Raw genomic sequence first — 23,941 nt, 5'->3', positions numbered from 1 at the left:
CTACTTCTCTTCGTTCTTCTCGTCGTCGTTCTTCTGACTGTCGAGCGTGGACTTCTCGAGCTGCGGATCCTCGGCGGGGACCGCGTAGGTGTCCGAGTCTGCGACACCCGCGTCGGTGCCGTCGGCGTCGCTGCCGTCGGCGTCCACCGCGTCATCCTCGGGCGAGACCACCTCGCGAATGGCCAGGCGATTCCACTCGGTCACGACACCGGGTGCCAGTTCCAGTTTCACGACCTCATTGCCGCCGTCGCCGGCGTCGACCACAGTGGCGAACAGCCCCGAGTGCAACTGCACCCGGGCGCCCGGCTCGAGGGAACTCTGCATCTCGTTCATAGCGGCGGCGCGCTTCTTCTGATTCCGGATGCTGAAGAACATGAAGCCCGCCATCAAGGCCAGCATCAACGGGAGGATCAACGATTCCATGGGGACCAGTGTGCCAGGCCGACTGCGGACCGACCTCGAACAGGTGCCGGTCGCGTCACGATTCGCGACCCGCCGGTCAGTCGAACAGTGTTCCGGGCGCGTCTTCGCGCGCCCGGACGCCGTGCACTCGATCGATGGCGCCCTCGGGCGGGGTCAGTCCGAGATGGTGCCACGCCGACGCCGTCGCGAGCCGCCCACGCGGCGTGCGCGCGATCATGCCCGCACGGACCAGGAACGGCTCGCACACCTCCTCGACGGTCGCCGGCTCCTCACCCACGGCGACGGCGAGCGTCGACACACCCACCGGGCCGCCGCCGAAGCCGCGGACCAAGGCGCCGAGAACCGCTCGGTCGAGCCGGTCCAGCCCGAGCTCGTCGACGTCGTAGACGGCCAGCGCCGCGCGAGCCGCCGCCAGATCCACGCGACCGTCGCCGCGGACCTCCGCATAATCGCGCACACGGCGCAACAGCCGGTTCGCGATGCGCGGCGTGCCGCGGGATCGGCCCGCCACCTCGGACGCCGCGTCGTCGTCGATCGCGATCCCGAGGATCGTCGCAGAGCGTTTGATCACCCGAACCAGTTCGCCCGTCTCGTAGAACTCCATGTGGGCGGTGAAACCGAAGCGATCCCGCAGCGGCCCGGTGAGCGCACCGGATCGGGTGGTGGCTCCGACCAGGGTGAACGGTGCGACGTCGAGTGGGATGGAGGTGGCGCCGGGACCCTTGCCGACCACGACGTCGACCCGGAAGTCCTCCATCGCGAGATAGAGCATCTCCTCGGCGGGCCGGGCGATGCGGTGGATCTCGTCGATGAAGAGGACGTCGCCGTCGACCAGATTCGACAGCATCGCGGCCAGATCGCCCGCTCGTTCCAGCGCGGGCCCGGAGGTGATCCGGATCGCCGCGCCCATCTCGGCGGCGATGATCATCGCTAGCGAGGTCTTGCCGAGACCGGGCGGTCCGGACAGCAGGATGTGGTCGGGCGTCCGGCCTCTCGCACGGGCCGCGTGGAGAACCAGCTCCAGCTGTTCTCGCACTCGTGGCTGACCGATGAACGAGCCGAGGTCCGACGGACGCAGACTGGCGTCGAGATCCCGATCTCCGTCCAGCGGCCCGGCGGTCAGAAACTCCCCCGCCTCGAACTCCCCCGCCTCGTAGTCTTCCGAGCTCATCGCCGCGGTCCGAGTGCGGTGAGAGCCGAGCGCAGCAGCGACGACGAGTCCGCTCCGGGGTCGTCGGCGAGGACCGCGGCGACCGCCTTCTGTGCGGCGCCCTCGGTGAAGCCGAGGCCGACGAGCGCTTCGGTGACCTGTGCGCCGGCTCCGGCCGCGACGGGCGCACCGGGCACTGCGCCCGCAGAGCCGGCCGTCACCTTGTCCCGGAGTTCGACGACGAGTCGTTCCGCGACTCGCTTGCCGATGCCCGGCACGGTCGTGAGCGCCTTCGCGTCGGATTCGGCCAGAGCACGGCGCAGACTGTCGGGTTCCAGGACCGCGAGCGTCGCCATCGCCAGTCGGGGGCCCACGCCCGTGACCGTCTGCAGGAGTCCGAACAGGTCGCGCGCCTCGGGGTCGGTGAATCCGTAGAGCGTCATGGAGTCCTCGCGGACCATCATCGAGGTGAGCAGCCGGACGTGTCCGCCGCGCTTCAATGAGCCGAGGGTGGGCGGCGTGGCCAACACCTTGTAGCCGACACCCGCGCACTCGACCACCGCGTGATCGAGCGCGATGTCGATCACCTCGCCCGAGACCGAGGCGATCACCGCGACCCCCACAGCACGCGCTCGTTCACCGTGTTCGTCGTCATCAGGCCTTCTTTCCGCCCAGCACGACGCGGGCCTCCTCTTGCGCGGCCTTCAGTCGAGCGCGGTGACGGTTCTGCGCCTCCCGGGCCCGCTTCGCGGCCTCTTCCATCCGGTCGTTCACGGGTCCGCGCCAGCAGTGACAGATCGCCAGCGCCAACGCGTCCGCGGCGTCCGCGGGCTTGGGCGGCGTCTGCATGCCGAGAATGCGAGTGACCATCATGGTGACCTGGGCCTTGTCAGCCCGGCCCGAGCCGGTGACCGCCGCCTTCACCTCGCTGGGTGTGTGGAATCGCACCGGGATCTCGCGCTGCGCCGCAGCCAGTGCGATGACGCCTGCGGCTTGAGCGGTGCCCATCGCGGTACTCACCTGCCGCTGCGCGAACACCCGCTCGATCGCCACCACGTCGGGACCGTGTGTGTCGAGCCAATGCACCGCTCCGACGTGGATCGCGAGCAGTCGCTCGGCGAGGTCCATGTCGGCCGGAGTGCGGACCACGTCGACGTCGAGCGCGGTGACCTTGCGGCCGGCTCCCGACTCGACCAGCGCGATCCCGCATCTGGTGAGACCGGGGTCGACGCCCATGACTCGCACTCGCGGCTCACCTTCCGATCAAGGCCGCCGTCGTACCCGATCGGGTACGACGGCGGCATTCCCGCTGCTTGCACAGCAGGGAGAACACTTGTTCGAGACTCTATCAGTCGTTCTCGAGCTCGGCGAGCACCTCGTCGCTGATGTCGACATTGCTGTAGACGTTCTGGACGTCGTCGGAGTCCTCGAGCGCGTCGATCAGCTTCATCACCTTGCGTGCACCGTCGGCGTCGACGGCGACCTCGACGGAGGCACGGAAGTCGGGCTCGGCGGAGTCGTAGTCGATGCCCGCCTCCTGGAGCGCGGTGCGGACGGCGATGAGATCGCCCGCCTCACTGACCACCTCGAACGTCTCGCCCAGGTCGGTGACCTCTTCGGCGCCGGCGTCGAGCACTGCCATCAGGATGTCGTCCTCGGTCTGGTCGCCCTTCTCCAGGGTCACCACTCCCTTGCGGGTGAACAGGTAGGACACCGATCCCGGATCGGCCATGTTGCCACCGTTGCGGGTCATCGCGACACGGACGTCGGTGGCCGCGCGGTTCCGGTTGTCGGTGAGGCACTCGATCAGAATGGCGACGCCGTTCGGACCGTAGCCCTCGTACATGATGGTCTGCCAGTCGGCGCCGCCACCCTCTTCACCGCCGCCGCGCTTGCGGGCGCGCTCGATGTTGTCGTTCGGAACCGACGACTTCTTCGCCTTCTGGATAGCGTCGTACAGCGTCGGATTGCCGGCCGGATCACCACCACCCGTGCGGGCCGCCACCTCGATGTTCTTGATCAGCTTGGCGAACATCTTGCCGCGCTTGGCATCGATGACAGCCTTCTTGTGCTTGGTGGTGGCCCATTTGGAGTGGCCGCTCATTGTGGTGGTCCCTTCTGAAAGTCGTCGGCGCCCGTCAGGGCACCGGGCAGATTCTACGCTGTGGCAACCATATCGACGAAGAACTTGTGCACCCGCACGTCCCCGGTGACCTCCGGATGGAACGACGTCGCGAGGACGTTCCCCTGCCGCACGGCGACGACGCGTCCGGCCGCGGGCCCCTCCTCGACGCGCGCGAGCACCTGGACGCCCGGCCCGGTCTCCTCCACCCACGGCGCGCGGATGAACACCGCGCGCACGGGATCGGCGCCCGGTCGATCGGTGATCCCGGTGAACGCCAGGTCGGTCTCGAACGACTCGACCTGCCTGCCGAAGGCGTTGCGACGAACGGTCACGTTGAGCGCGTCGAGGTGCCGCGCGTCCGGACGGGTGTCGAGGATCTTCGAGGCCAGCATGATCATGCCCGCACACGAGCCGTAGGCGGGCAGACCGTCGCGCAGCCGCTTCACCAGCGGGTCGTACAGATCGAACACGCCGAGCAACCTGCTCATCGTGGTCGACTCGCCGCCCGGGAGCACCAGTCCGTCGACCGAGTCCAACTCCGATTCGCGGCGCACCGGGATCGCCTCGACCCCGCATTCGGCCAGGGCCGCGAGATGCTCGCGGACGTCGCCCTGCAGCGCCAGCACTCCGATCCGAATGCTCACTGCGCCTGCCTCATGATCGATGCCGCGGAGTCGGAGTCGACCGACCTCGTCAGGCCCTCCTGCGTCACCGCCGCGACCAGTCGCCCCGAGCGATCGAAGATCCGGCCCTGCGTCAGCGCACGACCACCGCCCGCCGACGGCGACGTCTGGTCGTACAGGAGCCAGTCGTCGGTGCGGAACGGCCGCAGGAACCACATCGCGTGGTCCAGCGACGCGTTCTGGGTGCGCGCGTCCGGATGCACGGTCATCGACGAACCGAGCAGCGTCATATCGCTCATGTAGGCCAGCGTGCACACGTGGAGCAGGTGATCGTCCGGCAGCGAGTTCTTGTACTTGAACCAGACCCGCTGCTGTGCTGCGAGTCCCGGCATCCGGGCGGTCTCCGACTGGTCGACGATCCGGATGTCGAAGTTCGCCCACTCGGCGAGGAGCATCTTCTGACTCTCGGTGGCCGTGTCCCGGCGGTCCGGAAGCGAGTCCGGATCCGGCACCTTCGGCATCGCATCCTGGTGATCCGGCCCGTGATCGTCGGTGATGTGGAACGACGCCGACATCGAGAAGATCGCCTCGCCGTCCTGGACACCGGTCACCCGGCGCGTCACGAACGACCGCCCGTCACGGATCCGATCGACCATGAACACCGCGGGCTTGTCCGGTTTACCGGGACGTAGGAAGTACCCGTGCAACGAATGGACGGCGTATTCGCGGTCGACGGTGCGGGTCGCCGAGACCAGCGCCTGACCGGCGACCTGGCCCCCGAATGTCCTGCGCAGCTGACTCGGGAACGAGCCACCGCGATAGATGTCGTTGTCGATGCGTTCGACGGCCAGGATCTCTTCAATGCTCGCCACCCGCCGATTATCGCATCCCCGTCCGACGTCGCCGCGCAGGTAGGGTCGCTCGTATGAGTGCCGAGACCGCTCCGGACCCGACCATCATCGACGACACGACCGCCCTCGCGGCACGACTGCAGACGGTTCTCGACGGCCGCTGGTCCGCCGCGCGCGACCTCGTCCGCGCCCAGATCCAGCAGCAGGCTCTGCTCCCCCGCACCGGGCTCGGACTCGAGGAGTACCGCGACCGGGTCCTCGCCCAGATGAAGGACATGGTGGAACTCGGGTTCCCCGCGTCCGGGTTCCGACCCGAGCACGGCGGAACCGGCGACGTCGGCGGCGCGGTCACCGCGATCGAGACCCTCGGTTACGGCGATCTCTCCCTGATGGTCAAGGCCGGTGTGCAATGGGGTCTGTTCGGCGGCGCGATCGAGAACCTCGGCACCCGGCGTCATCACGACGCCTATGTGCGCCGGCTGATCGACCTCGACGTCCTCGGCTGCTTCGCGATGACGGAGACCGGGCACGGCTCCAACGTCCAGTGGCTGGAGACCACGGCCACCTACCTCCCGGAGACCGAAGAGTTCGAGATCCACTCGCCCACACCGAGTTCGCGCAAGGACTACATCGGCGGAGCCGCCGAGCACGCCAGGTACGCGGCGGTGTTCGCCCAGCTGATCACCGCAGGTCCGGACGAGGAGGCGACCGGTCGCGGCGTCCATTGCCTCGTGGTCCCGATCCGCGACGCGGCCGGCGACGACCTCCCCGGTGTCACGACCTCCGACTGCGGGTACAAGGGCGGCCTGCCCGGGGTCGACAACGGTCGCATCATGTTCGACCACGTGCGCATCCCGCGCGAGAACCTGCTGAATCGGTATGCCGACGTCGATGCGGACGGCACCTACTCCAGTCCGATCGAATCCGACAACCGCCGGTTCTTCACGATGCTCGGCACGCTGATCCGGGGACGGGTGACCGTCGGCGCGTCGGCGGGCGCGGCCGGCCGCTTCGGGCTGGCTCTCGCGGTGAACTACGCGCTGGTCCGACGGCAGTTCCAGGCACCCGGCGGCGACGGCGAACTCCTGCTGCTCGACTACCGGACGCACCAGCGACGACTGCTGCCCCTGGTGGCTCGGGCCTATGCCTTCGCGCTGGCCCAGAACGAGGTCACCGCCGAACTGCACGACTTGCAGACCGCGGACCCCGACGACGTCGATCCGGAGGCCGTCCGAGTCCTCGAGACCAAGGCCGCCGCGATCAAGGCCGGGCACACCGCCCTCGCGCAGCGGGCGATTTCCGAGGCACGTGAGGCGTGCGGTGGCGCGGGCTATCTGTCGGAGAACCTGCTACCGCTGCTCCGCGGCGACATCGACGTCTTCACCACGTTCGAGGGCGACAATCTGGTACTCACCCAGCTCGTGGCGAAGGAGCAGCTCACCTCGTACGCCGACGACGTCCGCGGCCTCGACGCGGTCGGCTGGGTCAAGTTCGTCGCCGACACGGCGCGCAGCGTGGCGCTGGAGAAGACTGCGGCACGCCAGGTGGTGCAGACGCTGCTGGACGGATCCGATGAGGATCCGGAGAACAGCGCGCTCACCCATCCGGGGACCCAGCTGCGCCTGCTCCGCAACCGCGAGGACCACCTGACGCGAACCGCGGCGGCCCGGATGGGACGGGCCCGCGACGACGACGCCGACCCGCTGGAGGTCTTCACCGACACTCAGGACCATCTGATCAAGGTCGGTGCGGCGCACATCGACCGGATCGTGCTGGAGAGCTTCGTCGATGCGATCGGCCGCGTCGACGACCCGGAGACCCGGAGTCTGCTCAAACAGGTCCGCAACCTGTTCGTGTACTCGCTCCTCGAGCAGGACCTCGCGTGGTTCCTCATGCACCGGCACGTCAGCGTCGAACGAGCCAAGGCGATCCGCCGCGGCGTGAACGAGCTCTGCGCCGACCTCCGACCGCACGCGCAGACGTTGGTCGACGCGTTCGGTGTACCCGAGGTCTGCCTCGACGTGCCCATGATGGATCAGTAGCGGCCGGGGTGGCTCAGAGTTCGTCGATGTCGACGATGTCGTCCTGAATCGCGCGGGCGACGAGCGCGGCCTTGGTGGAGGCCGGGCGGCCGAGCTCGGCGTACTTCGCGCGGATCCGGGTCAGGTGGGTGTTGACGGTGCCCAGCGAGATGAAGAGGGCCTCGGCCACCGCGGGCTTGGAGTCGAGCATCAGCCAGGTGCGCAGCACCTCGACCTCGCGGTCGGTGAGCGTCGGCTGCGGCAGCTTGGCTGCGGTCTCGGTCGCCGGGGACTCCTCGACGGCGGCGGCGACGGGAGCCGGCACCGCGTACAGCGGCTGGCCGGGCAGCGGCATCACTCGCGCGCTCAGGCGAGCGAGGGCCTCGCGACGGCGACGGTCGACGGCCGAGGCGGCACCGGTGCTGGCCGTGGCCGGACCGCGGGTGTAGCGGGGGCGAGCGGCGGCGGCGACGGGGCTGGCGATGGCGATGGCGGTCATGTTCTGGTCCCTTCTTCGGCGCTGGAACGGGTGCGTTCCGCTGCTGTTGTCCAGAACGCTATTGCCGTCCGTCACTTCCGTCGATGGGTAGAACTCCCCATGGCATCACTGCTGGTCAGAGGACTGATTCCGCGCGTACTCCGCATCGAGCAGCGGCAGATCCGCTCGACTGATCACCCGTGTGGAGAGCGCGTACTCGACGAGACGCAGACGCCTGTTGCTCGCCAGCTTCCCGCCCCCGGCACGCATTCCGCTGACGCCGATCATGTCGAGCTTGTCGCAGACGTTGTCGAGCTTGCGGTTGAACTTGGTCAACGACCAGCCGAGCCGCGCGGCCGCCTGCGCCGAACTCGGGATGGCACTCGCACCCGTGCCGTCCCGCTTGAGGATCGCCTCGGCGAGGACCAGCATCGCCAAGCGCTGGCTCTCGGTGAAGTTCGGGACGCCCCGGGTGGTGTCGCCGCCGACGAACCGTTCGACCGTCGGCGCGGACACATTGGGCGAGCCGGCCTGAACCTGCACCTCGTACGTGGTCGGTCCGGCGGTGAAGACGATGCTCGTGCGGCCGAACACCAACGGCATCCGGGCTCCGGGTCCGAGGGTCGCGGTGAAGCCGAGGTCTGCGGCGGTGACGGTCGCGGACAGATGGGTGCCCAGGTTGGTGAGCCACCACATGCCGTTCTCGTCGTGGAGGACCAGGAATCGACGATGCAGGTACGGATTGTCGTCGACAGTCAGGGTGGCCTCGCGGCCGATGTAGAACGGCTTTCCGGAGAGCACAGGCAGTCGCTCGCCGCAGTACTCGACGAACGTGGTGGTCGCTTCCGGCTGCACCGTCACTGGCTCGCGGTCTCGTCCACCGCACCCGGCTCTGCGGGCAGAGACACCGACAGCACGGCGACGGTCACGTTGTCGTGCGCCCCCGACTCGAGTGCTGCTTCGACCAGCGCCGCCGCGGCGACCTCGTTGTCCGGGGACGCCTCGAGGATCACCGCGATCTCATCGTCGTTCAGTTCACCGTCCAGACCGTCCGAGCACAGCAGTACCACGTCACCGTCGGCGGCCTCGAATGCGAAGTAGTCGGCGACCGGAACCGCCATGCCCGCGCCGAGCGCTCGGGTGATGACGTTGCGCCGCGGGTCGATGCGGGCCTGCTCCGGAGTCAGGTATCCGGCGTCGACGAGTTCCTGGACCTGCGAGTGGTCGACGCTCACCTGACGCAACTCTCCCGCGGAGTAGAGGTAGGTGCGGGAGTCGCCGATGTTGAACGCCACCCAGTTGGGCACGCCGTCGTCCAGTGCGAGAACGACGCCCGTGGCGGTGGTGCCCGCGCGCCGGCCGGTCTCGGTGCCGAACTCGCCGATGCGATCCTGAGCCTGTTCGAGGAGTTCGCCGATGTCACGGCGGGTGTCCGCGAAGCTCTCCCCGACAGGTGCTTCGGCGAGCGTCAGCAAGGCGGCCTCGCTGGCGAGTTCACCGCTGTCGTGCCCGCCCATTCCGTCGGCGACGATGTAGCGTCCCGGGACCGCGAGTGCGGCGTCCTCGTTCGCCTCGCGCACCCGCCCGACGTGACAGACCACAGACCAGTCGACGACTACTCCCCCGACCTCGTCTCGGCCGGTGAGCGCCTCGTCGCGCAGAATCTTCGGTTCGTCCATCGTGCTCCCCTGCGATCAGTGCCAGCGAACAATTCGTCTCTCGAGCCGACTTCGCTCGACGAGCCGAGGACGCCGGCATCCGTGGTCCGGCCAGGAACGTAGCACGGGAGCACAGGGCCTCAGTGTACGTTGGCACGCTCTGTGCCCAATCCGCAGCCCTTCACCGCCGCGGTCGTGCCGATTACTCCGAGTCTGGCAAGGTGTCCGCCAGAACAGGAGGGAAGCATGGGCGAGTGGATCGCCGTGCAAGTCGTCGGCATCGTGCTGTTGGTGATGGGCGCCCAGGGTGCGATTCGCCTCTAGATCGATCACACCGATCGCGGCGGGCTGTACTGCTGCTTGTAAGAGTCCCTCCGAGTACCCCCACCAGCCGAGACTCCCTCGTGTGGTGAACAGGTGTTCCTGATGGGCACCACCGAGTTCATCGTCGCCGGCATCCTTCCGGTGATCGCCGCATACACCGACGCCGGCTCGCCAGACCGACTCGGCCGAAGCGAGCGGTGCTGTTGCCAGGCACTGTGCCACCTGGACATCCTCGCGATCAACGCGCTCGGCTAGTTGTTGTTACTCCGAGGCCTTCGTCGGCTCCGAGCGCACGGCACTTCACCACAGGCAACATCTCCGAAAAAACCGGCCCACGCTGCTATCTCTGCAGCGTGGGCCGGTTCCAGTGGTCAGATGTGCGTCACCAACCGCGCTCGGCGAGTCGGTGCGGCTCGGGGATCTCGTCGACGTTGATGCCGACCATCGCCTCACCCAGACCGCGCGAGACCTTCGCGAGCTGATCGGGGTCGTCGTAGAAGGTGGTGGCCTTCACGATGGCGGCCGCACGCTGCTCCGGGTTGCCCGACTTGAAGATGCCCGAGCCGACGAACACGCCCTCGGCGCCCAGCTGCATCATCATCGCGGCGTCGGCCGGGGTGGCGATGCCTCCTGCGGTGAACAGCGTGACCGGAAGCTTGCCCGCCTTCGCGACCTCGACGACGAGGTCGTACGGCGCCTGCAGTTCCTTGGCGGCCACGTAGAGCTCGTCCTCCGGCAGCGACGACAGCCGGCGCAGCTGCTGGCGGATCTGACGCATGTGGGTGGTCGCGTTCGAGACGTCGCCGGTGCCGGCCTCACCCTTCGAGCGGATCATCGCCGCGCCCTCGTTGATGCGGCGCAGGGCCTCACCGAGGTTCGTCGCACCACAGACGAAGGGAACCGTGAACGAGAACTTGTCGATGTGGTTCTCGTAGTCGGCCGGGGTCAGGACCTCGGACTCGTCGATGTAGTCGACGCCGAGACTCTGCAGGATCTGCGCCTCGACGAAGTGACCGATGCGGGCCTTGGCCATCACCGGAATCGAGACTGCCTCGATGATGCCGTCGATCATGTCCGGATCGCTCATCCGCGACACGCCGCCCTGCGCACGGATGTCGGCGGGAACGCGCTCGAGGGCCATGACGGCGACGGCGCCGGCGTCTTCGGCGATCTTCGCCTGCTCCGGGGTGACCACGTCCATGATGACGCCGCCCTTGAGCATTTCGGCCATGCCGCGCTTGACGCGTGCGGTGCCGGTCGCCGGTGCGTTCTGAGCCTCAGTGGACACTGATTGATCTCCCTGTTCAGTGGTGTCGAATGTCCCCACAAGTAAACCCGATCCGCTCGGACCGGACCAAGGCGGGTGAGCAGAACATCATGTCAGACCGCCCCGCTCACCCGCTCGGTGATCTCGAAATACTCTGGAAGTCGCGAGTGGCCGCCGAGCCGGAGCCACCTGACCATCCGCCGCCCGCCGAGCGCCCGCGCGTCGCGGACGGCGTCGTTGTAGAAGCGTCGCCCCATCGTCACGCGAGTCTGCGCATCGGCCAGTTCGGCCACCAGTGCCTTCGGCCGGTCGTCACTCGCCACTGCGGCCAGCGCCACCGACAGCCGGTTCTCCGCCGCCTCGCGGTCCTCGCGGGACGCCGCCTCGGCCGCGGTCGCCGCATCCGCGAGATCCCGCATGCCGGTCGAGTCGGGATCGGTCGCGGCGATGGCCCGGGCCACCACCGCACGCCGTTCCAGCCCGGCCACCAGGGATTCGTAGGCCAGGTCGACGCGGACGTTCAGCCGGTCCAACCGGGTCGCCCGCGTCGCCGCGAGGATCCCGAGCCAGATCAGCGCCGCGCCGGCCACTGCACCGACGACGATCCAGGCGATCTCCGGATAGGTCATCTGCTCCCCTGCTGCTGCCACACCATCACTCCGACGCCACTAGTCCGACACCACCACGGGACCCGCCCCGAGGGTCACCGTGTCGTACACCCGCTGGATCTCATCGGCGACGTGACTCCAGTCGTAGAGCTCGGCTCGGGCACGCCCGCGGGCGATGAGATCCTGGCGACCGGTCTCGTCACCGAGCAGTTCGACGACCGCCTCCGCCAGGGCGACCGGCGAACCGGTCTCCACCACGCGACCGGCGGCGCCGCCGTCGAGCACACGCTGGAAGGCGATGAGGTCGCTGGCGACGACGGCCGCCCCGGCGGCCATCGCCTCGACGAGCACGATGCCGAAGCTCTCGCCGCCCAGGTTCGGCGCCACGTACACGTCGGCGCTGGCCAGGGCACGGGCCTTGGTCTCGTCGTCGACCATGCCCAGGAACCGCAGGTGCCCGGCCAGATCGCGGGCCCGACGAAGCAGGGCCTTCTCGTCGCCGCCGCCGACCACCAGCACCGTGACGTCCGGGAACTGCTCGACGATGTGCGGCAGCGCGCGCATCAGGATGTCGATGCCCTTCCGCGGCTCGTCGTACCGGCCGAGGAACATCACGGTCCGCCCGGGCGCCGGAAAGCCGTCGAGCGGCTCCGCCTCGGCGAACGATGCGACGTCGATGCCGTTGGGGATCTCGACCGCATCGTTGCCGAGCGACTCCATCTGCCATCGACGGGCGAGCTCGGAGACCGCGATCTTGCCGGAGATCCGCTCCCGATACTGACGCAGCATCGAATCGAAGGCGGTGAGCCACAACGACTTCGTGGTCGCCGTGTGGAAGGTGGTGACGATCGGGCCGGTCGCCACCATCAGCGACAGCATCGACAGACTCGGCGCATTGGGCTCGTGGACGTGGAGGACGTCGAAGGAGTTGACTTCGATCCACCGGCGCAGTCGGTGATATGCCTTGGGCGAGAAGGTGACTCGTGACACCGAGCCGTTGTACGGGATCCCGAGCGCCGGCCCCGCCGAGTCGAAGTAGTCGGGCATCCGAACGTCCGGCCCGGCGGGCGCGAGCACGCGCACCTCGTGACCGCGCTTGATGAACACCTCGGCGAGCTCGATCACGTGCGCCTGCACGCCGCCGGGTACGTCGAACGAGTACGGGCAGATCATGCCGATCTTCACGCGTCTACTCCTTCGTCACGCCGGGATCTGTCACGCCGAGTCGGTCGCGGCGGGCCTGCGACCAGTCGCTCTCCCAGAGCGGCTGCAGCATGTGCCAGTCGGCCGGCGCGGCGGCGATGCCTTCCGCGAAGGCATCCGCCAGTGCCTGGGTCGCGGCGGCGACACCGCCCGAGGTGTCGATGACGGTGCCGCACCGGATGAGCGAGGTGTCCGCGTCGGGATAACTGTGATGCACCGCCAGCAGCGTGGCACCGGTGTCGATCGCCAGTTTGGCCGGGCCGGCGGGCATCCGGGTCCGCTCGCCGAACAGTTCGACGGGCACGCCGCTGTGCGACAGGTCGCGATCACCCATCAGGCAGACGATGCCGCCCGCTCGCAGCCGGTCCGCGAGCAGTTTGAACGGCGGCTCCTCGCCGCCGGTGAGCGGGAAGACCTCGAATCCGAGGGACTCCCGATACTCGACGAACTGGTCGAACAGCGACTCCGGCTTGAGCCGTTCGGCGACGGTCGCGAACTTCCCGTAGTGCGCGACCAGCCACACGCCGCAGATGTCCCAGTTCCCCGAGTGCGGCAGGGCCATCACGACGCCCCTACCGGATGTGCAGACCTCGTCGACCACCCGGCGGTCGTGCTCCGACATGCGCACGCTCGCCACGATGTCGGCGGGATCGGTCGTCGGCAGCCGGAACGCCTCGCGCCAGTACCGCGCGTACGACCGCATCGCCTGTTCGACGAGTTCCGCGGGCACTTCTTCGGGCGACGTGCCGATGACGCGGGCGAGATTCCGCCGGAGTTGCTCCGGTCCCCCGCCGCGTCGTCCGGCGAACGTTCCGACGGCGTCGAAGACGTTGCGGGCCACCGATTCCGGCGCCCAGCGCACCGCCGCCCAACCCGCCCGGTAGCCCAGGTCGGCGGCGTACTCGGTCACCTTGCCGAACATGCTCAGGCCTCCTCGCCGGATCCGGCATCACCGGCGTCGGGGGCCTCGGTGTCGGCCCCGGTGTCGGCTTCGGGTGCCGCGGTCGGAATGAGATCGCGGGCTCCGGGCGAGCAGTAGATCGACCACATGCGCTGACCCACCGTGATCACCGACAGCACCGCGAGGGCCCACATCGCGACGTGGATGGCCCACCACCAGTTCAGACCCGGGAACGTGGTGAACCCGGCGCCGACGAGGACGATGATCAGTCGGTCCGGTCGCTCGATCAGACCGCCGTCGCCGTAGAGTCCGGCGGCTTCCGCCCGCGCCTTCGCGTACGAGATCACCTGCGACGTCACCAGGCAGATGAGGGTGGCGATCAGCAGCAGCTCGTGCGGCCGCGTGAACGCCGCCCACCAGGCGAGCGCACCGAAGATCGCGCCGTCGGCGATCCGGTCACAGGTCGCGTCGAGGACCGAGCCGAAGCGCGTGCCGCCGCCCCGGGCGCGGGCCATCGCGCCGTCGAGCATGTCGAACATGACGAACGCCCAGGTCACCAGGGCGCCGGCGAACAGGTAGCCCTGCGAGAACAGGGCGATCGACGCGCCGACTGTGACCACGGTGCCGATGATCGTCATCGCGTCCGGGGTGAGTCCGGTGCGGATGAGCGCGCGGCCGATCGGCAAGGTGACCTTGGAGACCGAGGCCCGTCCGAGAATGCTGAGCATGTCCGTCCTTAAAGAAGTTCGTCCCACGCCTCCGCCAGCAGCGCGCGTGTCTGCTGGAGGAGCTGCGGGAGCACCTTCGTGTCCCCCACGACGGTGATGAAGTTCGAGTCCCCGGTCCAGCGCGGAACGACGTGCTGATGCAGGTGCTCCGACAGCGAGCCGCCCGCCGGGGCGCCCAGGTTGAGTCCGACGTTGAACGCGTCCGGCCGGGACACCGACTTGATGACCCGGATCAGCCGCTGAGTGAACGCCATCAGCTCCAGGCTCTCCTCGGGGGTCAGATCCTCGAGGTCGGCCACCTGCCGATACGGCACGATCATCGCGTGACCGGGGTTGTACGGGTACAGGTTCAGCACCGCGTAGACCGTCTCACCTCGGGCCACGATGAGCCCGTCTTCGTCCGACATCCGCGGAATGTCCAGGAACGGATGCCCGGTGAGCTCACCGCCGTCCACCGCCCGCTCGGGCATGGCGGAGGTGATGTAGCTCATGCGATGCGGCGTCCACAGCCGCTGCAGGTGATCGGGGTCGGTCATCGCCGCTGCTCCCTCATCGTCGCTTGCGTGCGGCGTCGAGGAAGGCCTGCATCGTCTCCGCGGTCGGCGAGTCGTTGCGACGCGACTCCTCCCACTCGTCGATGGCGACGATGGCCTCGTCCACGGGCACGCCGTTGAGCTGCGTCCCGTCCCGGAACCGGAAGCTGACCGCGTTGGCCTGCACGTCCCGCTCGCCGGCGAGCAGCATGAAGGGCACCTTGGCGGTGGTGTGGTTGCGGATCTTCTTCTGCATCCGGTCGTCGGAGAAGTCGACCTCGGCGCGCACGCGGCGGCCCTTGAGTCGGCTGACGACGTTCTGCAGGTGGTCGGCGAAGGCCTCGGCGACCGGAATGCCGACGACCTGAACCGGCGACAGCCACACCGGGAACGCACCCGCGTAGTGCTCGGTCAGCACACCGAAGAACCGCTCGATGGAGCCGAACAGCGCGCGGTGGATCATCACCGGACGCTTCTTGGTGCCGTCTGTCGCGGTGTACTCGAGCTGGAACCGCTCCGGCAGGTTGAAGTCGAGCTGGATCGTCGACATCTGCCAGGTGCGGCCGAGCGCGTCCTTCACCTGCACCGAGATCTTCGGACCGTAGAACGCCGCACCCTCGGGGTCCGGCACGAGCTCGAGACCGGACGACTCCCCGACCTGCCGGAGTGTCTCGGTGGCCTCGTCCCACACCTCGTCGGAGCCGACGTACTTGGCGGGGTCCTTGGTCGACAGTTCGAGGTAGAAGTCGTCGAGCCCGTAGTCCTTGAGCAGTTGCAGCACGAAGTTCAGGGTGGTGGTCAACTCCTCGACCACCTGCTCCTGCGTGCAGTAGATGTGCGCGTCGTCCTGAGTGAAGCCGCGGGCACGCGTGAGTCCGTGGACCACGCCCGACTTCTCGTACCGGTACACCGAGCCGAACTCGAACAGCCGCAACGGCAGCTCGCGGTAGCTGCGTCCACGCGACCCGAAGATCAGGTTGTGCATCGGGCAGTTCATCGGCTTGACGTAGTAGTCCTGGCCGGGCTTGCGAAGCGTGCCGTCCTCGTTGTACTCCGCGTCGAGGTGCATCGGCGGGAACATGCCGTCGGCGTACCAGTCGAGGTGCCCGGACACCTCGAAGAGGGTGCTCTTGGTCAGGTGCGGGGTGTTGACGAACTCGTACCCGCCCGCCGCGTGCTGCTCGCGCGAGTAGTCCTCCATCTCCTTGCGGATGATGCCGCCCTTCGGATGGAACACGGGCAGACCCGAGCCGAGCTCGTCGGGGAAGCTGAACAGGTCCAGCTCCGCGCCCAGGCGCCGGTGGTCGCGCTTCTCCGCCTCGGCGAGCCGGTCGAGGTAGGCGTCCATCGCCTCGGTCGACTCCCAGGCGGTGCCGTACACGCGCTGCAGGTCGGCCAGCGACTGGTCGCCACGCCAGTAGGCCGCGGAGCTGCGGGTCAGCTTGAATGCGGCGATGTATTTGGTCGTCGGCACGTGCGGGCCGCGGCACAGGTCGCCCCACACTCTCTCGCCGGTCCGCGGGTTGAGGTTGTCGTAGGCGGTCAGTTCGGCGCCGCCGACCTCCATGATCTCGGCGTCGTCGGCCGCGCCCTTGTCGTCGATCAGCTCGAGCTTGAACGGCTCGTTCGCGAGCTCGTCGCGCGCAGCGTCCTTCGACTCGTAGACGCGACGCGAGAACCGCTGACCCGACTTGATGATCTTCTTCATCTGCTTCTCGAGGGCCTTGAGGTCCTCGGGGGTGAACGGGTCCGCCACCTCGAAGTCGTAGTAGAAGCCGTCGGTGATGGGCGGGCCGATGCCCAGGTGCGCCTGCGGGTTCAGCTCCTGCACCGCCTGAGCGAGCACGTGCGCGCACGAATGCCGGATGACACTGCGGCCGTCCTCCGAGTCCGCGGTCACCGGCTCGACGTGCGCGTCGACATCCGGTACCCACGAGAGGTCGCGCAGCGTGCCGTCCGCTTCACGCACCACGACGACGGCCTGCGGACCCTTGTTCGGGAGTTCGTAACCGTCCGGCAGATCCGCATCCCGCATGGCGGCGCCCGCGGTAGTGCCCGCAGGAACCCGGACGGTCTCGGGCAGGCGGACTCTTTCAGCGGACGCGACGTTGTCGGGCACGGTCGTGATTCCTCTATTCGGTGTCGACGGGGCTTGCTGCTGCGTGCGACGTGCTGCGCGTCGTACGATCACGCAACGCGGTCGCGTTGAATCGTATCGCGCGCTTCCCATCGCACATCCACAGAGTGACCGCGATCGTGATCAGCAGCAACAGGACGTAGGCACCGCTCCCCGCCAGACGCAGCGGCAGTTCCCACGACGGCCCGACCGGCGCCCGCAGGAATCGGAACACGCCGAAGGTCAGTTTGATCTCCTCCCGGCCACCCGGCCCGGTGAAGGTGACCCGGTGCCACCACGTGAAGGTCAGCGCGACGATCGTGGCCGGCGCCAGCCACCACAGCCAGGTCGCCGGTCGCCTGCGGTCGACCGCGTCGAAGCAGTGCACGACCGCGATCAGCAGCAACGGGACCACCCACACCCAGTGGTGCCCCCAGGAGAACGGCGAGACCGCGCACGAGGTCATTCCGGTGATGCTCAGCGCCAGCAGTTCCTGACCGGCGCGATGAGCGGCCAGCGCCGCCCACAGGCCGAGCAGGCCGACGACCAGCCCGGTCGGAATCCAGAGCCAGCTCGGCGTATGCCCCAACCCCATCGGAACGAGGCGTGCGAAGAAGCCGTTCAACGATTGGTTCGCCGGATGGTCGAGCGGGCCGATGCGGCCGGTCTGCGACAGACTGCCGGTCCAGAATCCCCAGGCCTCCGAACCGAGGACCGCCAAGCCGATCAGAATCGTCGCCCCGAACGTCGCGACCGCGGTGACCGCGGCTCGCCACTGCCTGGTGAGCGCCAGGTATGCGGCGAAGAAGATCGGAGTCAGCTTGATACCCGCCGCGAGTCCGATGCCCACGCCCCGAAGCCGGTCGCTGCGGCGGAGTTGGTCGCCGATCACCAGCAGCGCCAGCACCAGGTTGATCTGCCCGTTCCAGAGCGTGGTGTGCACCGGCTCCAGCCCGACCACCGCGATCGCGAACAGAATCGTGAACGCGATGAACCGCCCGTCTATCCGGAATCGCAGCGAGCGCAGCGACACGCCGACCAGCGCCAGCAGGCAGACGACATTGCCGACGTCCCACCAGAACTGAGCCGAGTGCTGCGGAATCCACGCCAGCGGGACCAGGACGATCGCGGCGAACGGCGTGTAGGTGAACTGCCACACCTGGTAGACGGGCAGGTCGTACAGCGGGAGGTCGTACCAGACCGCGGACGCGCCGCCGCGGTACACGCGGGTGTCGATGCCCATGTTGAACAGTCCGTAGACGGGATGCCCGAAGGGCGCCACCCAGATGTTCCAGGCGACGATCAGCGCCGCCCCGACCGCAGCCAGGACCACCATCGACGTTTTCACCGAGCGCGTCTGCGCCCCGCTGATTTTCACTCGGTGATGATACGTCGGTCCGACCTGCACGTCTGTGACGGAGCGCGCGAGTGTCGGGACAGTGCGTTTTGTCTTCTCCCGTGCCGTTCCCCGTCGAGTTCGGCCCGTCCGGCCCCTCGTGCGGGCGCCGGTCGCCATACTGGCACCCGGAGACAATCACCGTTGCGCGAGAAGGGAGTCCGACGGCGTGAGGCATGGGCGAGCGACACCGGGCGCGGCTCTCGTTCGGCTCGCCGCATCGTCGATGCGCACGCGGGTACCGGTCGTCGCGGGCGTCGTCGTCGCCCAGATCCTGGCCATGGCGGCCAGCCTGGCGCAGCCGACGTTCAACGCGCTCATCATCGACAACGGCGTGATCGCGGGCGACGTCCCCTACATCGAGCGGATGGGCGCGATCATGCTGGCCGTGGCCGTCGGCGGTCTGCTCGCGTCGGTGGCGGCGATCGCACTCGGCGCGGCCCTGTCGGCGGGCACGGCCGCGCACCTGCGGAAGGCCGTCTACCAGCGAACGGCCGAGTTCTCGACCGGGGCGTATCACGACCTCGGCACGCCCACCCTGCTGACGCGAACCTCGCTGGACAGCGCGGTGGTCGGACAGGCGGTGTTCATCACGACGAGCGTCGCCGTCGGCGCCCCGCTGGTGACGATCGGCGCGATCGTGCTCTCCCTCCGCGAATCGGTGCGACTGGCCCCGGTCATCGTCGTGGCCGCAGTGGTCCTCACGATCGGCGTGGGCCTGTTCGTCGTATTGGTGACGCCGCTCGCGTCGCAGGTGCAGAGTTCGGTCGACAGCGTCAACCGGGTGCTCCGCGAGCAGCTCGGTGGAACCCGGATCATCCGGGCCTTCCGCCGCGAGCGTTCCGCCAGTGAACGCTTCGCCGTGGCCAATCGCGACCTCACCTCGCTGGTCCGCCGAGTCGGCGGCATTCAACTCATGCTGCTGCCCGGGGTGCTCCTGATCGCGAATCTCGCGAGCGTCGCCACCAGCCTGTTCGGCGCACATCTGATCGAGAACGGCCGGCTGACGATCGGCGGGCTCACCGCGTTCACCGGCTACCTGATGCAGATCGTCGCGGGCATCACCGTCTTCATCGCGTTGGCGGCGATGCTCCCGCGTGCGCGGGCAAGCGCGCAGCGACTCGCGGACGTCCTCGATCGACCGACCGGGCTGACCGACGACGGCGACGGCGCGGTGGTCGGCCCACTGCCCCTGGTCTTCAGTTCCGCCACCGTCGAATATCCGGGCGCGACCCACCCCGCCGTCGATTCGGCCTCCCTGACCTGCCGGCCGGGGACCGTCACGGCAGTGATCGGCGGCACGTCCAGCGGAAAGTCGTCGCTGCTGGCGCTGACGCCCCGCCTGCTCGACCCGACTTCCGGCAGCGTGCAGGCCGGCGGGCTGCGGCTGAACCGGTGGCGATTACGCGACCTGCGCGCCGCAGTCGCCTTCGTCGGACAGGGGCAGTCGCTCGTCGCGGGCACGGTCGACTCCAATCTCCGGCTCCGCGACACCGGCGACGAGCCGCGCTCCGACGACGAGATCTGGCGGGCGCTCGAGACCGCGCAACTGGCGTCCACCATCGCCGACCGGGGCGGGCTCGACGCCGAGGTCGCCCAAGGCGGCGCCAACTTCTCGGGCGGTCAGCGCCAACGTCTCGCGATCGCGCGAGCCCTGGTGCGCCGACCCCGCATCCTCTGCCTGGACTCCGCGTTCTCGGCGATGGATCGCAGTACCGCGGACGCGGTGATGCGTGGCCTGCGTGCGGCGCTGCCGGAGACGACGATCCTGGTAGCCGATCAACAGGTCGAGAACGTCCGGTCCGCCGACCTCATCGCGGTGCTCGACGGCGGGCGCATCGTCGACCACGGCACGCACGCCGAGCTCCTCCCCCGATGCGCCGTCTACCGGGAGTTCGCCGACGCCCAGAGTCCGGTGGTGTCCCAGTGAAGCTCCTTCGCGGCATACGCGAGTTCCGCCGGTTCCTCGGTGCCGACCGCCGTCTCGTGTTCGCCCTGCTGCTCGCCGTCGTCGCAGCGCTCGCCACGGTGTCGGTGCCGTACTTCCTCGCGCGGATCACCGATGTGATCTTCGCGGGGGTGGTCAGCGCCAAGCTGCCCGCCGGGATCACGCACGAGCAGGCCGTCGAACAGTTGCGGGCGACCGGACAGGAGGATCTCGCCAACATCGCTCAGACGTCCGGCGCGGTGCCGGGGACCGGTATCGACTGGTCCCAGCTGGGGCCCGCGCCCGCCGTCGCGGTCGTGGCAATCGTCGTCGTGGCGGTCAGCCGGATCAGCAGCGGACTGCTGGTCAACACCGCGGTGCAGCGCGCCATCCGCGGAATCCGCGAACGCGTCGAGCGCAAGATCCATCGACTCCCGCTGACCCGGCTGGAGGGCCGTCGGCGCGGCGAGGTCCTGAACGCGATGACCGTCGACGTGGACAATCTCGCGACGGTGATCGGGCCGCTCTTCGTGCAGTTGCCGGTGCTGTTCCTCACCGTGATCGCGGTGGCGGTCGCCCTGTTGCTGCTCTCCCCCTTCTTCGCGCTGATCGCTTTCGCGACGATCCCCGTGACCGCCGGGGTGGCAGTGGTCGTGCTGCGCTATGCCAAACCGCACATGGAACGCCAGTGGCGGACCACCGCGTCGATCACCGCACACGTGGAAGACGTCTACGGGGCACACGACATGATCGCCGCCTACGACGGCCACCGTCAGACGACGCGTCAATTCGACGAACTCAACCGGCGACTCGAGAAGGCCACACGGAGCGGACAGGCGTGGAGCGGCTCCATCACGCCGGTGCTGACCTTCTGCAATGCGATCGTCTTCGTGGTGATCGCGGTGCTCGGCGCGCTGAAGATGCTCGACGGTGCCGTCACGCTCGGCACGCTGCAGGCCGTGGTGATGTACACCCAGCAGCTCGCGGCGCCGATGTCCGAGCTGACGAGCACCATGCCGAAACTGCAGTCCGGATTCATCTCCTTCGGCCGGGTCCGGCAGTTCCTGGCGAGCACCGAGGAGAGTGCGCCCGCCGTCGACGACGCCCCGGTCGACGAGCATGCCCGTCATCGTCTGCCGCCGACCGTGTCGTTCCGTGGGGTCCGCTTCGCGTACGACGACGGCGCCCCGGTCCTGCACGGCGTCGACCTGGAGCTGCCCGCCGGCCGCACCACCGCGCTGGTCGGCGCCACCGGCTCCGGCAAGACGACACTCACCGGACTATTGCAGCGATTCGTCGATCCGACCGGCGGTCGGATCCTGATCGACGGCGAGGACATCGCCGACATGAGCCGGTCGCAGGTCCGGTCGCAGATGGCGGTCGTCGCCCAGGACCCGTGGCTGTTCACCGGGACCGCCGGCGAGAACATCGACTACGGCGTCCAGCACGGCAGGCCAGTCGACGACGACATGATCGAGTCCCTGCTGAGCGGTCTGCCCAGTGGTCGCGACACCGAGGTCTCGGGCGACACCGGACTCCTCAGCGACGGCGAGAAGCAGTTGATCACCGTCGCGCGGGCCCTGGCGGCCGATCCGCACATCCTGATCCTCGACGAGGCGACGAGTGCCGCCGACCCGCGCACCGAGCTCGTGATCGGCCGCGGTCTGGAGGCGTTGCGGAACCGGACCACCACGCTGATCGTGACGCATCGCTACTCGACGCTGGCGACGGCCGACAGCATCGCAGTCCTCGCCGACGGCCGGATCATCGAACAGGGCACCGCACGGGAACTGCTCGCTGCCGGAGGCGAGTTCGCGCGGCTGTACGGCAGTCCGCACGGCGCGGCCGATCCGGCCTGAATCCACACATGCCATGATCTGACACGTTTGGATGTGCAACTATGTTGCAAGCCACATAGCGCAATCCCGACATCGACGGCTCATCTCGTTTCGCTTCGATTCCGATTCGCTGGAGGCGGGAGGCCTGTAGTCCCCCATACGGCCGCTTCCGGTGAGCCGATCGTTTCGGGCGTGCGCCTGACACAGGACAGGAACCCCTCACATCGTGATTCGAACTCCCTCCCTCAAAGCCCTGGTCGCCGCGGTGGCGGCGTTGGCCGTCGGCACGGCGGTCGCCCCGCTCGCGCCGGCGAACGCCGCTCCCGGCACCACCGCCGAGATCGTCGTGCATTCGGCGTCCATGAACCGCGACATCCCGGTGACCGTCCTCCTCCCCAAGAACCGCGCTAAGCCCGCGGGCGTCTTCTATCTCCTGAACGGGGCGGGCGGCGGCGAGGACAACGCCAACTGGCAGGGCAAGACCGACGTGGTGAAGTTCTTCGCCAATAAGAACGCCTACGTCGTCATCCCCAACCAGGGCGCATTCAGCTACTACGCGGACTGGATCAAGCGGGACGAGAAGCTGGGCGTCAACAAGTGGTCGACGTTCCTCGGCAAGGAACTGCCCGCAGCGATCAACGGCAAGTACTCGACCAACGGCCGCAACGCGATCGCGGGCATCTCGTCGTCGGCGACGTCGGTGCTGAACCTGGCGATCGCCCACCGGGGCCTGTACCGGACCGTCGCCGCCTACAGCGGCTGCGCCGCCACGTCGACGCAGCCGGGCCAGGACTACATCCGCCTGGTCGTCGAGACCCGCGGCGGTGCGGACGCCCGCAACATGTGGGGCCCGTACAACGGTCCGCTGTGGCGTCAGAACGATCCGCTGGTGAACGCCGCCAAGCTGCGCGGCGTCTCGCTCTACTTGAGCGCCGCGACCGGCCTGCCCGGCCAGTACGACAACCCGCAGGCCGTCTCCAAGCCTGCCGTGCTCGCCGATCAGGTCGTCGTCGGCGGCGTCATCGAGGCGGCGACGCGCCAGTGCACCGATCAGCTCGCCTCCAAGCTGGCCGCACTCCACATCCCGGCCACGTACGACCGCGTTCCGGCCGGCACGCACTCGTGGCGCTACTGGCAGGATCAGCTCCACAAGTCGTGGCCGCAGATCGCGCGCGGCATCGGAGCGTGAGCCGCCGGCTCACTGAGTAGAACGAAAGAATCCGGCGCCTGCAGATGCAGGCGCCGGATTCTTGTTGTGGTCCCGGCGCGGTGTGCGGCGGTCGATGCGCGCGCGGCTCGCGCCGCCTCCGCCGCGGACGACTCGCGCCGACACGCTCTTCCACTGAGCCACGGGACCGTATGCAGTTATGAACGACTGCGTCAGTCGCACGAGAAAACAGATTACACACCGATCGGCGGTCGCACCAAATCCCCTGCCTGACTGTTCGATCCGGCGGTTCCCCGCCCGATTCGCAGCCCTTCCACCCAGTCGTTCACTGCACCCGTGGGCCGGCGATCACCGCCCTACCAGCGGAATCACATGCTTGTAACTCGATGACCTGCCGATTTGTCATCTCCACACTCATCCGGCTAATGTTCTTCTCGCTGGTGAGCAACGCCCACAAGGCAGCTCGCCGGTATGCGGATGTAGCGCAGCTGGTAGCGCATCACCTTGCCAAGGTGAGGGTCGCGGGTTCGAATCCCGTCATCCGCTCTGAGTTTCACTTGGTGGCGTGGCCGAGTGGTGAGGCAACGGCCTGCAAAGCCGTGC

The 23,941-nt window shown here is 68.4% G+C and carries 23 protein-coding genes and 1 tRNA gene; 6 read left to right on the top strand and 18 right to left on the bottom strand.

Translation table 11 applies throughout. The features are described from left to right. The 7 genes from yajC to SCNU_RS04200 form a co-directional block, all read right to left on the bottom strand. On the bottom strand, positions 1-423 hold the full coding sequence (gene yajC / locus SCNU_RS04230; RefSeq protein ID WP_009678118.1) for a preprotein translocase subunit YajC: 423 nt from the start codon (positions 421-423) through the stop codon (positions 1-3). A 76-nt stretch (positions 424-499) separates the two neighbouring features. Beyond that, a complete protein-coding gene (gene ruvB / locus SCNU_RS04225; protein ID WP_009678117.1) occupies positions 500-1,594 on the bottom strand; it encodes a Holliday junction branch migration DNA helicase RuvB in 1,095 nt (364 codons plus the stop codon). Continuing rightward, positions 1,591-2,184 (bottom strand): Holliday junction branch migration protein RuvA, encoded by a 594-nt coding sequence (ruvA, locus tag SCNU_RS04220; protein ID WP_040517717.1) that lies wholly within the window; start codon positions 2,182-2,184, stop codon positions 1,591-1,593. Before ruvA ends, ruvB begins: the two co-directional genes overlap by 4 nt. 43 nt (positions 2,185-2,227) lie before the next feature. Beyond that, positions 2,228-2,818: a crossover junction endodeoxyribonuclease RuvC gene (ruvC, locus tag SCNU_RS04215; protein WP_040517616.1), complete on the bottom strand. Its 591-nt coding sequence runs from the start codon at positions 2,816-2,818 to the stop codon at positions 2,228-2,230. A gap of 103 nt (positions 2,819-2,921) precedes the next feature. Then, positions 2,922-3,677, bottom strand: coding sequence for a YebC/PmpR family DNA-binding transcriptional regulator (locus SCNU_RS04210; RefSeq protein ID WP_009678114.1), 756 nt, complete (start codon positions 3,675-3,677; stop codon positions 2,922-2,924). Positions 3,678-3,730: 53 nt separating this feature from the next. Further along, positions 3,731-4,342 carry a pyridoxal 5'-phosphate synthase glutaminase subunit PdxT gene (gene pdxT, locus SCNU_RS04205; RefSeq protein ID WP_009678113.1) on the bottom strand — a complete coding sequence of 204 codons (612 nt, stop codon included), beginning with the start codon at positions 4,340-4,342 and terminating at the stop codon, positions 3,731-3,733. Further along, the gene (locus tag SCNU_RS04200; RefSeq protein ID WP_009678112.1) at positions 4,339-5,193 is read right to left on the bottom strand and encodes an acyl-CoA thioesterase; all 855 of its coding nucleotides are present in this window, start codon (positions 5,191-5,193) and stop codon (positions 4,339-4,341) included. Before SCNU_RS04200 ends, pdxT begins: the two co-directional genes overlap by 4 nt. A gap of 53 nt (positions 5,194-5,246) precedes the next feature. On the opposite strand from SCNU_RS04200, the gene SCNU_RS04195 reads away from it, so the two are divergent. Continuing rightward, the gene (locus SCNU_RS04195) at positions 5,247-7,214 is read left to right on the top strand and encodes an acyl-CoA dehydrogenase family protein (RefSeq protein WP_009678111.1); all 1,968 of its coding nucleotides are present in this window, start codon (positions 5,247-5,249) and stop codon (positions 7,212-7,214) included. A 13-nt stretch (positions 7,215-7,227) separates the two neighbouring features. On the opposite strand, the gene SCNU_RS04190 is transcribed toward SCNU_RS04195, so the two are convergent. The 3 genes from SCNU_RS04190 to SCNU_RS04180 form a co-directional block, all read right to left on the bottom strand. Then, complete coding sequence (locus SCNU_RS04190; protein WP_009678110.1) at positions 7,228-7,692, bottom strand: response regulator transcription factor; 465 nt, start codon at positions 7,690-7,692, stop codon at positions 7,228-7,230. A 105-nt stretch (positions 7,693-7,797) separates the two neighbouring features. After that, positions 7,798-8,532, bottom strand: coding sequence for a hypothetical protein (locus SCNU_RS04185; protein WP_009678109.1), 735 nt, complete (start codon positions 8,530-8,532; stop codon positions 7,798-7,800). Next, complete coding sequence (locus tag SCNU_RS04180; protein ID WP_009678108.1) at positions 8,529-9,350, bottom strand: PP2C family protein-serine/threonine phosphatase; 822 nt, start codon at positions 9,348-9,350, stop codon at positions 8,529-8,531. Before SCNU_RS04180 ends, SCNU_RS04185 begins: the two co-directional genes overlap by 4 nt. A gap of 405 nt (positions 9,351-9,755) precedes the next feature. Between SCNU_RS04180 and SCNU_RS20560 the strand changes: the two genes are divergently transcribed. After that, on the top strand, positions 9,756-9,908 hold the full coding sequence (locus SCNU_RS20560; RefSeq protein ID WP_175284066.1) for a hypothetical protein: 153 nt from the start codon (positions 9,756-9,758) through the stop codon (positions 9,906-9,908). Between the two features lie 127 nt (positions 9,909-10,035). Here SCNU_RS20560 and pdxS read toward each other — a convergent pair whose 3' ends face one another. The 8 genes from pdxS to SCNU_RS04130 form a co-directional block, all read right to left on the bottom strand. Then, positions 10,036-10,941 carry a pyridoxal 5'-phosphate synthase lyase subunit PdxS gene (gene pdxS / locus SCNU_RS04165; protein ID WP_009678106.1) on the bottom strand — a complete coding sequence of 302 codons (906 nt, stop codon included), beginning with the start codon at positions 10,939-10,941 and terminating at the stop codon, positions 10,036-10,038. A 92-nt stretch (positions 10,942-11,033) separates the two neighbouring features. Next, on the bottom strand, positions 11,034-11,549 hold the full coding sequence (locus SCNU_RS04160) for a LemA family protein (protein ID WP_009678105.1): 516 nt from the start codon (positions 11,547-11,549) through the stop codon (positions 11,034-11,036). A 39-nt stretch (positions 11,550-11,588) separates the two neighbouring features. Next, on the bottom strand, positions 11,589-12,713 hold the full coding sequence (locus tag SCNU_RS04155) for a glycosyltransferase family 4 protein (RefSeq protein ID WP_009678104.1): 1,125 nt from the start codon (positions 12,711-12,713) through the stop codon (positions 11,589-11,591). A 4-nt stretch (positions 12,714-12,717) separates the two neighbouring features. Continuing rightward, positions 12,718-13,653 carry a phosphatidylinositol mannoside acyltransferase gene (locus SCNU_RS04150; RefSeq protein WP_009678103.1) on the bottom strand — a complete coding sequence of 312 codons (936 nt, stop codon included), beginning with the start codon at positions 13,651-13,653 and terminating at the stop codon, positions 12,718-12,720. A 2-nt stretch (positions 13,654-13,655) separates the two neighbouring features. Beyond that, positions 13,656-14,360 carry a phosphatidylinositol phosphate synthase gene (gene pgsA / locus SCNU_RS04145; RefSeq protein WP_009678102.1) on the bottom strand — a complete coding sequence of 235 codons (705 nt, stop codon included), beginning with the start codon at positions 14,358-14,360 and terminating at the stop codon, positions 13,656-13,658. 8 nt (positions 14,361-14,368) lie between these two features. Continuing rightward, on the bottom strand, positions 14,369-14,896 hold the full coding sequence (locus SCNU_RS04140) for an ATP adenylyltransferase (RefSeq protein WP_009678101.1): 528 nt from the start codon (positions 14,894-14,896) through the stop codon (positions 14,369-14,371). A gap of 13 nt (positions 14,897-14,909) precedes the next feature. Further along, positions 14,910-16,928 carry a threonine--tRNA ligase gene (thrS, locus tag SCNU_RS04135; protein ID WP_420795017.1) on the bottom strand — a complete coding sequence of 673 codons (2,019 nt, stop codon included), beginning with the start codon at positions 16,926-16,928 and terminating at the stop codon, positions 14,910-14,912. Between the two features lie 97 nt (positions 16,929-17,025). Beyond that, positions 17,026-18,387 carry a glycosyltransferase 87 family protein gene (locus SCNU_RS04130; protein ID WP_238526319.1) on the bottom strand — a complete coding sequence of 454 codons (1,362 nt, stop codon included), beginning with the start codon at positions 18,385-18,387 and terminating at the stop codon, positions 17,026-17,028. 187 nt (positions 18,388-18,574) lie between these two features. Here SCNU_RS04130 and SCNU_RS04125 point away from each other — a divergent pair, with 187 nt between their 5' ends. The 4 genes from SCNU_RS04125 (at position 18,575) to SCNU_RS04110 (ending at position 23,884) form a co-directional block, all read left to right on the top strand. Continuing rightward, positions 18,575-20,335 carry an ABC transporter ATP-binding protein gene (locus SCNU_RS04125; protein WP_040517605.1) on the top strand — a complete coding sequence of 587 codons (1,761 nt, stop codon included), beginning with the start codon at positions 18,575-18,577 and terminating at the stop codon, positions 20,333-20,335. After that, complete coding sequence (locus SCNU_RS04120; RefSeq protein WP_009678097.1) at positions 20,332-22,191, top strand: ABC transporter ATP-binding protein; 1,860 nt, start codon at positions 20,332-20,334, stop codon at positions 22,189-22,191. The genes SCNU_RS04125 and SCNU_RS04120 overlap by 4 nt, the downstream gene beginning before the upstream one ends. A 205-nt stretch (positions 22,192-22,396) precedes the next feature. Continuing rightward, positions 22,397-23,359, top strand: coding sequence for an alpha/beta hydrolase (locus SCNU_RS04115; RefSeq protein WP_009678096.1), 963 nt, complete (start codon positions 22,397-22,399; stop codon positions 23,357-23,359). Positions 23,360-23,811: 452 nt separating this feature from the next. Then, a tRNA-Gly gene (locus SCNU_RS04110) sits at positions 23,812-23,884 on the top strand. Positions 23,885-23,941 lie beyond the last annotated feature (57 nt).

Origin of the sequence: Gordonia neofelifaecis NRRL B-59395 (genome assembly GCF_000192435.1) — a bacterium.
GTDB lineage: Bacteria > Actinomycetota > Actinomycetes > Mycobacteriales > Mycobacteriaceae > Gordonia > Gordonia neofelifaecis.
Note: the sequence above shows the minus strand (reverse complement) of the source record. Positions and strands in the feature narration are given on the sequence as shown.

Bases quoted from the DNA above. Each gene is read 5' to 3' on its own strand.
- yajC (WP_009678118.1), bottom strand. From the start codon at position 423: ATGGAATCGTTGATCCTCCCGTTGATGCTGGCCTTGATGGCGGGCTTC.
- ruvB (WP_009678117.1), bottom strand. From the start codon at position 1,594: ATGAGCTCGGAAGACTACGAGGCGGGGGAGTTCGAGGCGGGGGAGTTT.
- SCNU_RS04210 (WP_009678114.1), bottom strand. From the start codon at position 3,677: ATGAGCGGCCACTCCAAATGGGCCACCACCAAGCACAAGAAGGCTGTC.
- SCNU_RS04195 (WP_009678111.1), top strand. From the start codon at position 5,247: ATGAGTGCCGAGACCGCTCCGGACCCGACCATCATCGACGACACGACC.
- SCNU_RS04190 (WP_009678110.1), bottom strand. From the start codon at position 7,692: ATGACCGCCATCGCCATCGCCAGCCCCGTCGCCGCCGCCGCTCGCCCC.
- SCNU_RS04180 (WP_009678108.1), bottom strand. From the start codon at position 9,350: ATGGACGAACCGAAGATTCTGCGCGACGAGGCGCTCACCGGCCGAGAC.
- SCNU_RS20560 (WP_175284066.1), top strand. From the start codon at position 9,756: ATGGGCACCACCGAGTTCATCGTCGCCGGCATCCTTCCGGTGATCGCC.
- SCNU_RS04160 (WP_009678105.1), bottom strand. From the start codon at position 11,549: ATGACCTATCCGGAGATCGCCTGGATCGTCGTCGGTGCAGTGGCCGGC.
- SCNU_RS04150 (WP_009678103.1), bottom strand. From the start codon at position 13,653: ATGTTCGGCAAGGTGACCGAGTACGCCGCCGACCTGGGCTACCGGGCG.
- pgsA (WP_009678102.1), bottom strand. From the start codon at position 14,360: ATGCTCAGCATTCTCGGACGGGCCTCGGTCTCCAAGGTCACCTTGCCG.
- SCNU_RS04140 (WP_009678101.1), bottom strand. From the start codon at position 14,896: ATGACCGACCCCGATCACCTGCAGCGGCTGTGGACGCCGCATCGCATG.
- thrS (WP_420795017.1), bottom strand. From the start codon at position 16,928: ATGCGGGATGCGGATCTGCCGGACGGTTACGAACTCCCGAACAAGGGT.